14 protein-coding genes are annotated in these 14,561 nt (G+C 62.1%); 12 read left to right on the forward strand and 2 right to left on the reverse strand.

Annotated elements, in window-relative coordinates; translation table 11 throughout:
• Nucleotides 1–146 precede the first annotated feature (146 nt).
• A complete protein-coding gene (locus tag BUB53_RS06525) occupies nucleotides 147–1,136 on the reverse strand; it encodes a P63C domain-containing protein (RefSeq protein WP_084728957.1) in 990 nt (329 codons plus the stop codon).
• Nucleotides 1,129–2,055: an IS1595 family transposase gene (locus BUB53_RS06535; protein ID WP_073033896.1), complete on the reverse strand. Its 927-nt coding sequence runs from the start codon at nucleotides 2,053–2,055 to the stop codon at nucleotides 1,129–1,131. The genes BUB53_RS06525 and BUB53_RS06535 overlap by 8 nt, the downstream gene beginning before the upstream one ends.
• Nucleotides 2,056–2,426: 371 nt before the next feature.
• On the opposite strand from BUB53_RS06535, the gene BUB53_RS06540 reads away from it, so the two are divergent.
• The 12 genes from BUB53_RS06540 (at nucleotide 2,427) to BUB53_RS06595 (ending at nucleotide 14,414) form a co-directional block, all read left to right on the forward strand.
• A complete protein-coding gene (locus tag BUB53_RS06540) occupies nucleotides 2,427–4,376 on the forward strand; it encodes a TonB-dependent receptor domain-containing protein (RefSeq protein ID WP_073034051.1) in 1,950 nt (649 codons plus the stop codon).
• A 60-nt stretch (nucleotides 4,377–4,436) separates the two neighbouring features.
• Entirely contained in the window at nucleotides 4,437–5,366 is a 930-nt protein-coding gene (locus tag BUB53_RS06545; RefSeq protein ID WP_073033897.1) for an ABC transporter substrate-binding protein, read from the forward strand.
• A 10-nt stretch (nucleotides 5,367–5,376) separates the two neighbouring features.
• Nucleotides 5,377–6,441 (forward strand): FecCD family ABC transporter permease, encoded by a 1,065-nt coding sequence (locus BUB53_RS06550; protein WP_073033898.1) that lies wholly within the window; start codon nucleotides 5,377–5,379, stop codon nucleotides 6,439–6,441.
• Nucleotides 6,438–7,190 (forward strand): heme ABC transporter ATP-binding protein, encoded by a 753-nt coding sequence (locus BUB53_RS06555; RefSeq protein WP_073033899.1) that lies wholly within the window; start codon nucleotides 6,438–6,440, stop codon nucleotides 7,188–7,190. Before BUB53_RS06550 ends, BUB53_RS06555 begins: the two co-directional genes overlap by 4 nt.
• 17 nt (nucleotides 7,191–7,207) lie before the next feature.
• On the forward strand, nucleotides 7,208–7,858 hold the full coding sequence (locus tag BUB53_RS06560) for an O-methyltransferase (RefSeq protein WP_073033900.1): 651 nt from the start codon (nucleotides 7,208–7,210) through the stop codon (nucleotides 7,856–7,858).
• A 257-nt stretch (nucleotides 7,859–8,115) separates the two neighbouring features.
• The gene (locus tag BUB53_RS06565; RefSeq protein ID WP_073034052.1) at nucleotides 8,116–8,736 is read left to right on the forward strand and encodes a TetR/AcrR family transcriptional regulator; all 621 of its coding nucleotides are present in this window, start codon (nucleotides 8,116–8,118) and stop codon (nucleotides 8,734–8,736) included.
• Between the two features lie 132 nt (nucleotides 8,737–8,868).
• Complete coding sequence (locus BUB53_RS06570; RefSeq protein ID WP_073033901.1) at nucleotides 8,869–10,047, forward strand: ABC transporter substrate-binding protein; 1,179 nt, start codon at nucleotides 8,869–8,871, stop codon at nucleotides 10,045–10,047.
• 57 nt (nucleotides 10,048–10,104) lie between these two features.
• Nucleotides 10,105–10,974, forward strand: a complete 870-nt coding sequence (locus BUB53_RS06575) for a branched-chain amino acid ABC transporter permease (protein ID WP_073033902.1) — start codon at nucleotides 10,105–10,107, stop codon at nucleotides 10,972–10,974.
• A gap of 4 nt (nucleotides 10,975–10,978) precedes the next feature.
• On the forward strand, nucleotides 10,979–11,962 hold the full coding sequence (locus tag BUB53_RS06580) for a branched-chain amino acid ABC transporter permease (protein WP_073033903.1): 984 nt from the start codon (nucleotides 10,979–10,981) through the stop codon (nucleotides 11,960–11,962).
• A complete protein-coding gene (locus BUB53_RS06585; protein WP_073033904.1) occupies nucleotides 11,959–12,723 on the forward strand; it encodes an ABC transporter ATP-binding protein in 765 nt (254 codons plus the stop codon). Before BUB53_RS06580 ends, BUB53_RS06585 begins: the two co-directional genes overlap by 4 nt.
• The gene (locus BUB53_RS06590; protein ID WP_073033905.1) at nucleotides 12,710–13,429 is read left to right on the forward strand and encodes an ABC transporter ATP-binding protein; all 720 of its coding nucleotides are present in this window, start codon (nucleotides 12,710–12,712) and stop codon (nucleotides 13,427–13,429) included. Before BUB53_RS06585 ends, BUB53_RS06590 begins: the two co-directional genes overlap by 14 nt.
• A gap of 16 nt (nucleotides 13,430–13,445) precedes the next feature.
• Entirely contained in the window at nucleotides 13,446–14,414 is a 969-nt protein-coding gene (locus BUB53_RS06595) for a dipeptidase (protein WP_073033906.1), read from the forward strand.
• Nucleotides 14,415–14,561: the final 147 nt, after the last annotated feature.

Below are 14,561 nucleotides of genomic sequence, written 5' to 3' on the forward strand. Positions count from 1 at the left end.
TACAGGATGGACGCAAATGCCGGAGTCCGGAGGCGGACCCGCCGTCAACACGCGGATGGGTTTGGGGGCTGGAGTCTGACCTCCCAAAATGGGGTCTATATACTTAACTAGCCTTGTGTGAAATGGCGCCATAGGCGCCATTGATATTAATCTATGATCTTGTTCATTTCATCGAAGAGGTACGGAGCGATGGACACATTTCGCTGTTTCGTCGCAGCATTCTTGAAGTGCTCTATGTCTTGGCACATTTCCATTAGGCCTTGGACTCGCCCAATCTGGTGAATGAGCATGTTACGGCCCTCCTCATTTAACCACTGGTGAAAACGGGCGCGGCGTTTGCCTTCGTCTGTGATGTTCAGCTTGTCCAATTCTTGCTTCACGTAGCCGTTCTCTATGGGGTCGTACACATACTTGTTGATAAACCGCCCATAGTACTGAGGGCGCTTCCCGTGGCTTGTGTCATTTCCGTAAAGGCGGTCCAGTTCAGCAAAAAACGCGTCTGGGAATGTCTTTAGCCATTTTTGCAAGCCTTGAGCGATGTACTTCGAGAGCAGTAGGCGGAGCGCGTCATGCGACCTGTCATGCTGGTACCCCGTTGCCTCATCAACAAGCGCGATAATCCCGACCTTAGCGAAGGCTTCCATTAAGACTTCAGCTTGAATAGCCAAGTGTTCTTGGGAGTAGTGTAGCTCTCCAGCCCTGCGGGCGGAAAGGAAGACACCGCAAATCTCTGGCAATAGTTCAGCTTTGATGCCGTGCGCGGGTGTCGCGCCAGCGTTTGAGCGGTACAAAACCGGCTCTTTTAGCGCCACCTCCAAGTCATTGGAAATAAACTTGGAATAGTTCTTCGCCGACAGAAAAGAGGGAAGGTTGGCGGCACCCTCATTTTCTTTCATCCGCTTCCAATGTGAGCCGCCGCGTTTGCTTCCAAAAGCACGGTGAACGGCCCGTTCAGACAGGACTCGGACACCACCGTCAAGAACGGCGCAGTCAAGCTCGATATCTCCGATTGGAAGCTGTCCACTATACACTGCATCCAAGACGGTTTGGCCACCAGTGCTTTCGCTAACCATAGCACCAGCCACATTGTCAAAATTGTCTGGAATGTTTGGGATATCGTCTTTCTTATCAGCCATTAATCAATCCTTTGTAGGTCAGGCGTTTGTCGGTCATGCGCTCGATTGTCATCCCGATGAAGTCCATTGTTCCGATCTGCGATGTGTTGTGGCGGAAAGAGTACTCTTTCGCATAGCGGTGCAGGTGCTTGGCGCTCATGTAGTGATAGATGCCAATGTAACCGCGCTTGAGAAGCGACCAGAAGCTTTCGATGCCGTTCGTATGCGCCATGTCGGGGACGTATTCGCCAGCGGAGTGATTGATGTGGATATGGTTGTAGCCTGCGCCATTCAGGCCGATGTAACCACCGTGCGTATCGGTCACAATGGTTGCGCCTGCCTTGCAGTGCTGGCGCACAAAGCGTTCTAGGGTAGTTGCCTTAGTGTTTTCAACAACAACGGCACGGACTTCGCCCACCTCGTCACGGACGCCGACAACAGCAGTCTTGCCAACCGTTCCGCGACCAGCGCGCAACTTCTTGTCGGCATGTTTGTTTTTCTCACGCCCGCCAACATAGGTTTCGTCAACCTGCATCTGACCATCCATGTGGTCGTCACTGTCTTTCAGCCAAGTTTCACGGATGCGCTGAGCAAGGAACCATGCGGTTTTCTGGGTGACGCCAAGTTCCCGCGCCATTTGGGCGTTAGGAATGCCCTTGCGGACGCTGGTTAGCATGTAGATAGCCAGAAGCCACTTTTGCAGGGGTAGGCGGCTCTCGGCCAGTACCGTGCCCGTGCGGACGCTGAAATGCTTCCGGCAGTCCTTGCAGCGGTAGGGCATGGGCTTGTGGTCTTTGCACTCAGTCACACTGACCGATCCGCAATGCCCGCACACAGGCTCGTCACCCCAACGCTTGCCCTCGAAGAACTTGCGCGCGGATTCCTCATTTGGGAACTTCTGGAAGAACTCAAAGGTGGATAGGGTTTCAGGCTTCGACATGATGCAGGCTCGTTCTGCATTTTTGTAACTTAGCTAGCCAAGAGATGCAATATGCTTTTGGCTAGTTAGGTATATATTCCCCAAATCATGGCTGGCCTGCGCCCCGTTCATATCACTCGGAAATTCGTGATCGCATCTTGACCGGATATTCACGATGGTGCATCTAAGGCGCGTCCTGACGCTGCGTGACCCGGGCGGTCGCGCGTGAGCCGAAGCCACAGCCGATCAGGACAGGACAACAGCCAGGTTTCCCCAGCTTTCAATCACATGACGCGTGCAGAGCGATGCTTGCGCGTATTGAAATATGGGGACAGGAGATGATCTGTAAAACACCTTTCACGGCGTTTCACCAATATGGCACACGGGCCTGCATGACGAGCGGGCTTGCGCTTGGCATGGCCGCATTGCCCGGCGCGGGGTTGACGCAATCGGCGGAGTCGCACGATCTCGGCACGCTGGTTTTGACGGCGGCGGGGTTCGAGCAGCAACTGACGGATGCGCCCGCGTCGATCACCGTCATCGACCAGAGCGACATCGAGGGCCGGTCGGTCGAGACGGTCACGGACCTGTTGCGCACGACGGCGGGCGTGTCGGTCGAGCAGGGCGGCAAGCTGGGCGGTCAGGATATCAACATTCGCGGGCTGGGCGAGGATTACGTCCTGATGCTGGTGGACGGCAAACCCATCGGGGCGTCGCAGGATGCGTTCTATAACGGCTGGGGCACCGGGCAGAGAACCGGGTTTCTGCCGCCCGTGTCGGCCATCGAGCGGATCGAGGTGATCCGTGGGCCGATGTCGTCGCTCTATGGGTCGGCGGCGTCGGCGGGCGTGATCAACGTCATCACCAAGAAAGTCCCCGACGAGTGGGGCGGCAGCATTACGCTGGGCTATACCGCGCAGGAACGCGGGGAAAGCGGCGACGAGGCGCAGGGGCGCTATTACCTGAGCGGACCGATTTCCGAAAACGGCCTTGGCCTGACCTTCTATGGCCAGACCTTCAAGCGGCATGGCGACACGTTCGAGGGCGGCTTTCCCGGCGGAACGCGCGACACCCACGGTGTGCGGCTGGACTGGGTGCTGTCGGACCGGCAGGACCTGAGCCTGGATTACAATTACTCATGGCAGGATTTCGAGAATACCGAGTTCAACAATCCCGGATCGACGGGGACGGTTCAGAACGAGCGGCATTACGGCGCGATCACGCACAGCCTGAGATGGGGCGACGGCCACGAAACCACCAGCTTCCTGACACGGGAGACGGTGGATATCTACAATGGCGATCTCAATTCGCGTTACGAGCAGACCAATCTGAACACCAGAACGGTGATGTCGCTGGACAATCACATGCTGTCCTTCGGCGGCGATTACAAACTGGAGCGGACGCGCCATGACGCGGCGCGCTTTGCCGGGTCGATCAATTCCGATCTGGAACGCTGGCACTATGCGTTGTTCGCCGAAGACGAGTGGCGTCTGACGCCGGATTTCACGATGACGCTGGGGCTGCGCTATGACTATAACGAGCATTACGACGACGCCCTGACGCCGCGTATCTACGGGGTTTACCGCCTGACGCCGAGCCTGACCCTGAAGGGCGGTATCAGCGGCGGGTATCTGGTGCCGGACCTCAAGCAGGCGGACGACAACATCGTCGAACCCGCAGGGCGCGGTGCGGGCTGGGACAAGGGCAACACCAACCTGGAACCCGAGGAAAGCCTCAACTACGAGCTGGGCTTCGTCTATGATGCGCCGTCGGGGTTGCAGGCCAGCCTTGTCGCGTATCACACCGATTTCAAGAACAAGATCGACCGGGAACGCATCTGCGACTCGCCCGCGGGGGCTCCGGCCTGTAGCTATAACGGCCAGACGCGCCAGTGGATTCAGCAATACGTGAACCGCGACAAGGCGCGCCTTCAGGGGATCGAGGCGACGCTGGACATCCCGCTGGGCGATTTCGACATCGGCATGAACTATACCTATTCCGACAGCGAGATCACCTCGGGCTCGGCCAAGGGCGAGCGGTTCAGCGGCGTGCCCGAGCATCTGTTCAATGTCCGGGTGGACTGGCAGACGACGCCCAAGCTCAACCTCTGGACCGAGGCGAGCCATCGCGGCGAGGCCTATACCTCGGGCTATGCCCGCAACTCGGGTACGCGCACCCCGCCTTATACGCTGGTCAACATGGGCCTGAACTATGATTTCAACGACCGGGTGCAGGGCCATGCCACGATCTACAACCTGTTCGACAAGCGGATCGACCAGGACACCTACAACAAGACGCTTGACGGACGCCGCCTGTATGTCGGGGTGACCACGTCGTTCTAGGATTTCGACATGCTTTGCCCCGCCTTTTGCTGGCGGGGCGTTTTTTGGAAAGGTTCAGGAATGCGCAGTTTGGTTCAGTCCGTCATCGCCCGGATCGTGGTTTGTGCGGCCTTGGCCGTGGCCCCGGCCCATGCCGAGATCGTCGATATATCGGACGCGCCGGCCCATCCGCGCGTGAGTGCCGGGGCGGCGGAGGCGGGGGCCGAAGGGCCGCGCGATATCGTGCTGCTGGGCGCCGATCTGGTGGAAATCGCGGTGGCGCTGGATGCGACCGACCGTATCCTTGCGCGGCCCCGCGTTCTGGGGCTGTCGGGGATCGAGGACATTCCCCATGTGTTCCGCGAACGCCCCGGTGTCGAGGGGATCGCCGCGATGCGCCCCGCCGTGGTGATCGCGTCGAATGTGCGTTTCGACCAGCTGCGCGACAGTCTGGAACAGGTCGGGATCGAAACCGCCCTGATCGACCGGACCCTGCCCGCGACCGAAAAAGTGAAGCGGCTGGCCCGCCGCCTTGGTGTCGAGGCGCGCGGCGCGCGTCTGATCGGGGCCATCGAGGCGGATTATGCCGGTATACGCCCGGTCAGCAGGGACGGTGCGCCGCTGCGTATCCTGCATGCCTCGAAGATGGGGGCGGGCGGGAGCTTTTCCGTCGGGGGGGACGGGACGGCGGTGCAAAACCTGATCGAGCGGGTCGGCGGCCTCAACCCTGCTGCGGAAATCGGCAAGGACCGTTATCGTTCGGTCACGCCCGAGGGGGTGCTGATGATGCGCCCCGACGTGGTTTTGCTGTCGGCGTCGGAGGTCGAGACCTTCGGGGATCTCGACGGGTTCTGGCAGAACTATCCGGGTATCGCGCTGACCCCCGCGGGGCGCGACAGGAACATCATCGTCATGCGCGACATGCATGTGCGCTCGGACGCGGCATCGAGCGGGATCGCCACGCGCGCGCTGAGCGAGGCGCTGGCCGGGATGTTCGGTGCGCCCGAGTGAGGAGAGCGGAATGCGCCAGCCCCTGAGCCACGCCGCCGCGCGTCCGAACGGCAAACTGCCCGCAGTGATCGTTGCCGTCGCGCTCGGGTTCGTCTGTGTGCTGCTGGCCTCGGTGGCGCTGGGGCCGATGACCCTGTCCCTGCCGGAGTTGTTCGCGGCCCTTGGCGCGCGGCTGGGCGACGCGGCGCTGTCGCCCGAGGAAACGCTGAACGCCGCGGTGGTCTGGGATTTGCGGCTGGCGCGCTCGGCCACGGCGATCATCGTCGGCGCCAGCCTTGCGACCTGCGGCGCGGCGATGCAGGGGCTGTTCGGCAATCCGCTGGCCGATCCGGGGATCGTGGGGGTGTCGTCGGGGGCTTCGCTGGGGGCGATGGCGGTGGTGGTGTTGCAGATTTCGGCCCTGGGTATCTGGACACTGCCGGTCGGGGCCTTCGTGGCCGGGGTCGGCACGACGTTCCTGATCTATGCGCTGGCGCGGCCGGGCCGGGAGGGGGCGGACAGTTCGCGCCTGCTGCTGGTGGGGATCGCGGTGAATGCCATTGGCGGGGCGATTGCGGGGTTCCTGACCTATCTGGCCACTACCGAGCAGTTGATGACCCTGACCTTCTGGTCGATGGGGTCGCTGGCCTCGGCGCGCTGGCTGACCGTTTCGATCACGGTGGGGCCGGCGGTGGTGGGGATTACGCTTCTGTTCCTGTGGGCGCGGCAGCTGGATTTGCTGGCGCTCGGAGAACGGCAGGCGCGCCACCTTGGCGTCGATGTGCGCAGCCTGCGGCGCAAGCTGATCTTCGTGACTGCCCTGCTGGTGGCGGCGGCGGTGTCGTTCAGCGGCACGATCGGGTTCGTCGGCCTTGTGGTGCCGCATCTCATTCGCCTGATGATCGGCCCCGGCCATCGGCTGTTGCTGCCCTTTGCCGCCGTGGGCGGGGGGCTTTTGCTGATGCTTGCGGACCTGACGGCGCGCACGCTCGATCCGCCCAACGAAATCCCCATCGGGGTGATCATGGGCTCGATCGGCGGGCCGTTCTTCCTGTGGATGATCTGGCGCGGAACGCCGCGCGGAGGCGGCGCATGATCGAGGTGTCGGGCATCACCCTCGGGATCGGGGGCAAGGCGGTGTTGCAGGACGTGTCGCTGCGCTGTGACGCGGGGACGCTGACGGTTCTGGTCGGCCCCAACGGGGCGGGGAAATCGACGCTTTTGTCGGTGATCGCGGGCGATGCGATGCCCGGCACCGGCGATGTGGCACTGAACGGCCAGCCGGTGAAACGCATGCGTATCCGCGAGCTTGCGCAGATGCGCTCGGTGTTTCCGCAGGGGGCGGAAATCCGGTTCGGCTATCGCGTGGTCGAGGTGGTGTCGATGGGGCGGGCGTTTCGCGACGTTCCGCCGGAGCAGGACGCGGCGGCGATCGGCAAGGCCATGGAGGATGCGGAAATCGCCCATCTGGCGCTGCGCAACGCGCAAACCCTGTCGGGCGGCGAACAGGCCCGCACCACCTTTGCCCGCGTTCTGGTGCAGGAAACCCCGGTCATCCTGCTGGACGAGCCGACGGCGGCGCTGGACCTGCGCCATCAGGAGCGGGTTCTGCGCCGCGCCCGAGACCTGGCCGCGGCCGGTGCCACGGTGCTGGCGGTGCTGCATGATCTCAACCTTGCCGCCGCCTATGCCGACCAGATCGTTTTGCTGCGTGACGGGAGTATCGTGGCGAGCGGTGCGCCCTGGGACGTGCTGACCGAGCCGCGCATCACCGAAGTTTACCGGCAGCCGGTCTGCATCCTGCCGCATCCCGAACGGGATTGTCCCGTTATCCTGACCAAGTAACCAACCCGGAGACCGCCATGACAGCCCTGACCGACCCGAAACTCGCACAGGTTCTTGACCGCGAACACGACGCCGCCCGCGCCCAATGGGCGGCGCGCGCCAAAGCAGGCGCAGGCTCCGCGCCCAGGCAGGCACCGCCTGATTTCCGCAGCTCGGAGCGGATGAAAACCTCGTATCTGGCCATCCGTCCCGATCAGGGCCGGTTCCTTTACGGGCAGGTTCTGGCCACCGGGGCGCGGCGTATCGTCGAATTCGGGTCGTCCTTCGGGATTTCGACCCTCTATCTGGCGGCGGCGGCGCAGGAAACCGGCGGCCATGTCACCGGCACGGAATATCACCCGGAAAAGGCCGCCAAGGCCCGCGGCAACCTGTCGGAGGCCGGGCTGAGCGCCGATATTCTGGTCGGCGATGCGCGCGAGACCCTGTCGGGCGGCGAAGGTGAGATCGACCTGCTGTTTCTGGACGGGGCGAAGGATCTGTACCTGCCCGTCCTGCGCCTGCTGGAGCCGCGCCTGCGCAAAAGCGCGGTGGTGATCGCCGACAATATCCCCACGGACCCGGCGCGCCACGGTGATTTCATGGCCGCGATCTCGGAGCCCGCATCGGGCTATGCGACATGCGTTCTGGGGATGAGCAAGGGCGGCATGAGCCATTCCGTCCGCCTGTAGCGGGCGGGCGGAACGGGTTTGCGTATCGGGGCAGGGGACGTTTGCCCTGACCTGTCGCGTTGCCGGTGATGCGCATGACATCGCGGTCCCGTTCGTTTGACGGGGGCGATCCGCCCCGGCGGTCGCGTATTCAGAAAGAAACGCTATAAGTTTCAAAAGGGCGGGTGGCGTGGAAGGGGATCACCGGGCCATCCCCTGATAAAGCGCTCTTGACCGAATCAAAAAAACAAACCAGTCTGTTTGTAAATGAGGGAAGCATGACAGTTACCACACGCAGAACCCAGGACCAGCGCAGTGCGAAGACGCGCCAGCTTCTGTTGGAGGCGACGATTCAGTCGCTGATGGAGGTCGGCTATGCGAATACCAGCACGGCGGTGATCGCCAAACGGGCAGGGGTGTCGCGTGGGGCGCAGACGCATCATTATCCGGGCAAGATGGACCTGATCGTCGCCGCGACCGAGGAGATGTTCGGAAACTTCGCCAGCGGTCTTGAAACGCTGGCGGGCGAGTTGCGGGCGGGGCGGCTGAGCTATGACGCCTTTTTCGATGCGGTCTGGGACGGCGTGCTTAATGGCGACTGGTTTTACGCGTCGCTTGAGATCATTGTCGCGGCGCGTGGAGACGATGAATTGCGGCGCCAGCTTGCGCCGCTCATTCTGGATCTTCATGAACGATTCGAGACCACCTGGTCGCGCAGCTTCGTTGCGGTCGATCCCGATGTCGTTTCCTCGCGCGTGGCGCTGAACCTGGCGATGAATTTTTTCCGCGGCATGGCGGTTCAGGCGGTGTTGCGGCGGGACGAGGCCTATTTTCTTGAAATGATCACGGCCCTCAAGGCTGTGATCGCTGTCCATGTCCGCCCGCTCGGGGCGGAGTGACGAAAAGGTGAGCGTGAGATCGGCTGAGACAAAAACAAACAAGTCAGTCGGTATTTATTATACAATATCCACGTATTGGAGAATGCGGCGCCAGACCGCAGCAACACAACCGGAGTCCAACAGGAGAAAACCATGAAACGACTTATGCCACTACTTGCAGCCGCAACACTGGCCGCAACGCCCCTGTTTGCCCAGGACGAAGACTGGGAAACCACGGGCCTGAGCGACGATGCCATTACCATTGGCGTCATGGGGCCGTTTTCCGGCAACGCCTCTTCCTACAGCAAGGCGATGATCGGGATGATGGCCTATTACGAGAAAATCAACGAAGAGGGCGGTATCCACGGGCGCAAGCTGGTGGCCGTTCAGGAAGACACCGGATGCGACAGCGCAAAGGGGCTGGCCGCCGCCAAGAAGCTGATTTCGCAGGACGAGGTCTTCATGTTGCAGGGCAATTCCTGCTCGGGCGTGGCGCTGGCGCTTCGGCCGACCATCGAAGAGGCCGGGCTGCCGTGGATCGTCGCGCATGCGGTGAGCGACTCGATTTCCGATCCGCTGGCCAGGAACATCTTCCATGGCGTTCCCACCGGGCGGGCGAATGGCCGTGCCATGGCCGCTTTCGTTCTTTCCAAACCCGAAACGTCGAACGTGGCGATCATCGAGCACTCCAACGACTGGGCGCACAGCTATTCGAACCCGGCGCGGGAATATCTGACCGAGAACGGCGTCACGCCGTCGATCGAACTGACGATGGAGCGCGGGCAGACCGACGCGACCGCGCAGGTGCAGAAGATACGGCAGGAAAAGCCCGATTTCATCATCGCGGCGCTGTACGAGGCCGAGACGGCGATCTTTTTGCGCGATCTCAAGAAATACGGGATGGGGGATATCCCCGTCATGGGCACTGCGGGCACCGATCTGGAGAATACGCTCAAGCGCACCGGCGATTTCGACACGGTCAGGAACTATTACGTGATCCACTCCTATGTCGATAATCTCGACGGTCCGCTCATGCAGCCCTGGGGCGACATGATCCACAAGTATTATCCGGACGAAGAGCTTTCGACCTTCTCCTTCGTGTCGATCGGGTCCGCCGAGGCGCTGGTGGCCGCGCTGAAGGCTGTCGGGCCCGATCTGACCCGATCAAAGCTGATGGCGGCGCTCGAACAGGTGCGTGACTTCGATACCGGCATTCTGTCCGACGCGATCACATGGACGCCGGAGGACCATCAGGGCGTCAAGGGCTCTGCGGTGGCGGGGTTCGTCGACGGTGAGCCGACGGTTCTGAAGGCCTGGGGCCAACCTTACTGATCCCCGACTGCCGGGTGCCGGTGTCACGGCGCCCGGCCTTTTTCTGGAGCAGACACTATGTTGATGCAGTTGACTTTGGGAGGTCTCTCCCAGGGCATGATCTATGCGCTCATCGCGCTGTCGCTGACGGTGGTCTATCGCTCGACCACGGTGGTGAACTTCGGACATGGCGATTTCGTCATGGCGGGCGCCTTCCTGTCCTACATACTGGTCCTGCTGGCGGGGGTGGCCTTTGTACCCGCGGCGGCGCTGGCCATGATCGCCATGTTCGTGCTGGGGGTGATGTTCAATCGCGGGCTCATACGTCCGATCCGGGGCGGTCCGCATATCGGTCTTGCGCTCATGTGCATCGCGGCGGGGTATGTGCTGCGCGGGATTGCCCGCATGGTCTGGGGGCGCGAGGTGCTGCCCATGCCGCCGGTGTTCGACATGGACCCGATCTTTTTCGGCGATCTGGTGATTACCGGAGACGCGGTTTTCATCATCGGCACGGTGCTGGTGCTGTTGCTGGTCTTCTTTGGGCTCATGGCCATGACCGACCTCGGCAAGATGGTGCAGGCGGTTTACCAGAGTGCCCGCGGCGCGCGGCTGATCGGTCTCAATGTGGATCGTTTCAACGACTTTTCCTGGGGTGTCGGAGCGGCGCTCGGGGCGCTGGGGGGCATCCTTGTGGCGCCGGTTTCGTTGCTGCATCCCGATCTTGGGGCCTCGTTCCTGATCAAGGGGTTCGCGGCCATGACGCTGGGCGGCTTCGGCTCGCTGGGCGGTGCGGTGCTGGGGGGTGTGTTGCTGGGCATCGCCGAGCAATATGCCGGGGCCTATATCGACACCGCGCTGATTGAGATCACGGCCTATGTGACCATCGTCCTGGTGCTGTTTGTCCGCCCGCAGGGGCTGTTTGGCCGCAAGGCCGTGGTGAAGGTGTGACGCGATGAGCCAGACCATGCCGTCCGCCCGTCAACGCAAGCTGCGCACCTGGATTTTCTGGATGGTGCCGGCACTCCTGCTGCTTCTGCCGCTGGGCACCAATCCCTATACCCAGTTCATCGTGAACGGGATGCTGATTTCGGTGCTGGTGACCCTGGGCTTCACCCTTGTCATCGGCAATCTGGGCCAGCTTGCCTTTGCCAACACGGCCTTTTTCGGAATCGGGGCCTACGGATCGGCCATCCTCGCGGCGAAGCTGGGGGTGCCGTGGCTGCTGACCATCCCGTTTGCCGGTGCGCTGGGGGCGTTGGGCGGGTTCCTTGCCTCTTCCGCCGCGCTGAGGGGCATCCGGAGCTATTATCTCGCGATCATCACGCTTGCCCTGGGCGAGTTGCTGCGATGGTCCTACCTGCATGCCAAGCCGCTCACCGGCGGGACCGACGGGATGCCGATGCCGCGCGAGATGTTTTTCGGCATCTCGCTGACCGACGACACGCTGAAGTTCTACATCTTCCTGATCATCACCGTGTTGCTGGTGAAGGCCACGCTGAACCTCATGCGCTCGCGGTTCGGCCGTGCGGTCATGGCCGTGCGCGAGAACGAGATCGCCACCGCCTCGCTGGCCATTCCCACGTCGCGGGTGATCCTGATCTGCTTCATGTGGTCGGGTTTTGTCGTGGGCTGTGCCGGTGCGCTTTTTGCGCGTCATGTCGGGCATGTCTTTCCCGAGAGCTTCGGGATGCTGCATCTGATCGCGTCCTTCGCGATGGTGCTGGTGGGCGGGCTCGGGTCGGTTCTTGGGTCGGTTCTGGGTGCGGTGCTGCTGACGGCCTTGCCGGAATATCTGCGCGCCTTTCCGGGTATGGAAGAGTTGTTCTTCGGTCTCATTGTCGCCGGTGTGCTCGTGGCCATGCCGATGGGGCTGGCCAGCCTGCTGCGCCGCGTATCGCCCATTTTCGTCGAACGTTTCTATCGGGAGGCCCCATGACCACACTTCTGACAGTCGAGGGGCTTAGTGTGCGCTTCTCGGGTCTCACGGCGCTCGACAACGTGTCATTCTCGCTGGAGGAGGGCAATGTGCGCGCGGTGATCGGCCCGAACGGCGCGGGCAAGTCCACGCTTTTCAACGCGATTTCCGGCTATGTCACCCCGACCTCGGGCACCGTGCATCTGAGGGGCCGGGAGCTGACGCGGCTTACGCCACACGAGATCGCCGAGCAGGGCGTTCGCCGGACCTTTCAGAACGGCGGACTTTTCCCGGCGCTCACGGTGCTCGAGAACGTGCTGACCGGCCTGCACGCGCAGACCGAGGCATCGTTCCTCGATATCCTGCTGGGCCGCTCGAAGGCCCTGAAATCCGAGGCCGGGAACATTCATCGCGCCCGCGAATTGCTCAAGCTCATGTCGATGGATCACATGGCGGATACGCGCGCCGGGGATTTGTCGGGCGGCCAGCAGCGTATCGTCGAAATCGTGCGCACGGTCGCCTCCGATCCGCCTGTGCTGCTTCTGGACGAACCGGCGGTCGGGCTGTCGCCGGTCGCGCGGGCGCAGATGATGGATATCATTCATCGGCTCGCCGATGAAAAGGGGGTTGGCATCCTGCTTATCGAACATGCGGTGGAACTGGTCATGGCCGCCGCCGACCGTATCCTGGTGATGGCGGCGGGGGCCCGCATCGCCGAGGGCACGCCAGAGGAAATCCGCGAAGATCGCGCCGTGCTGGAGGCTTACCTTGGACACTCCTGAACCGCTTCTCAATATCCGCGACCTGCACGTGGGATACGGCAAGAAGCCGATCCTGCGGGGCGCGTCCTACGATGTGCTGCCGGGGGAATGCCTGACGCTTCTCGGGGCGAACGGCTCGGGCAAGTCGACCTCGCTGAATGCCATTTGCGGCTTCGTGAAGCCCAGTTCGGGCTCTGTTCTTTTCGATGGCGAAGAGACTGCCGGGCTGCCGCCGCACCGGATTTTCACGCTTGGGATCGCGCAGGTCAGCCAGGCCCGCGATCTCTTTCCCGATCTCACCGTCGAAGACAACCTGCGCCTTGGCGCCATGCGGCGCGGCGGCAAAACCCTGAGCAAGACGCTGGGGCAGGTCTATGAGCGTTTTCCGCGTCTTGCCGAGCGCCGCAAGCAGGCGACGCGCACGCTTTCGGGGGGCGAACAACAGATGGTCGCTATCGGGCGGGCATTGATGTCCCGGCCACGGCTGCTTTTGCTGGATGAGCCGTCGGGCGGGCTGTCGCCGCAATTCTGCGAGGAAATCGCCCGGATCATCGACACGCTGAAGCAAGACGGCGTGACCATGCTGATGGTCGAACAAAACCTCAATCTTGCCTTCCGCGCCGCCGACCGCTTCATCGTTCTGCGTGACGGTCAGGTCGTCGATGGCGGCGATGTCCGCGCCATGGCGGGCGATCACGACGCAATCGTGCGCAACATCTATCTCTGAAATCAAGGACCACCACATGACCACGCTGCATGACGATCTTATCGTATTCGACGGGCTTATCATTTCTGACTGGGGGCGCCCGATCTTCGAGGCGATGGCGCAGGGCGGGCTTACCGCAGCCAACTGCACCTGCTCGGTCTGGGAGAATTTTCGCGACACGATGACGGCCATTGGCGCGTGGAACGCCCATTTCCGCGACAATGCCGACCTGATCGTGAAAGCCAGGAGCGTCGCGGATATCCGGCGCGCCAAGGCCGAGGGCAAGACCGGCATCGTTCTGGGGTTCCAGAACACCAGCGCCTTTGAGGACCGGCTGGAGTTCATCGAACTCTTCAAGGAGCAGGGGATCGGTATCGTCCAGATGACGTACAACACCCAGAACCTCGTCGGTTCGGGGTGTTACGAAAGCACCGATAGCGGGTTGTCGGATTTCGGAAATGAGGTGGTGGCCGAGATGAACCGCGTGGGGATGCTCTGCGATCTGAGCCATGTGGGCCCGAAAACCTCGGAAGAGGTTATCCGCGCCTCGAAGAAACCCGTGGCCTATTCGCATTGCCTGCCTGCGGGGCTCAAGCCACATCCGCGCAACAAGACCGACGAGCAGTTGCGCTTTATCGCGGATCATGACGGTTTCGTCGGTGTGACGATGTTCCCGCCGTTCCTTGCCGCCGGCAATGGTGCGACGGTCGACGATTATGTCGCCGCGATCGACTATATCGTGAACCTCGTGGGGGAGGAGCGCGTGGGGTTCGGCACCGATTTCACGATGGGCTACGGCGCGAGGTTCTTTGAATATCTGAACCGGGACAAGGGATATGCCCGGCAACTGACCGAAATCTGGGAGGTCGAATTTCCCGACGGTCTAGGGTCGATTGCCGATTTTCCAAATCTCACCGCGGCGATGGAGCGCGCGGGCTGGTCGGACGTGAAAATCCGGCGGGTCATGGGCGAGAACTGGCTGGCGCTTCTGGATCGCGTCTGGTGAACGGGTCCGCGCCGCCCGGCGAGAGCGGCGGCGCGGGGGCGCTGGCTATCCTGTCTTGAGCGGAGGCGGGCGGGAGGCGTGCTTGGCGCCATTCGAAAGGACAGGCTTTGCATTGTTGGCAAATTGCCGCATATTCGTGCAACTTGG

This window comes from Roseovarius pacificus, from assembly GCF_900142665.1.
GTDB lineage: Bacteria > Pseudomonadota > Alphaproteobacteria > Rhodobacterales > Rhodobacteraceae > Roseovarius > Roseovarius pacificus.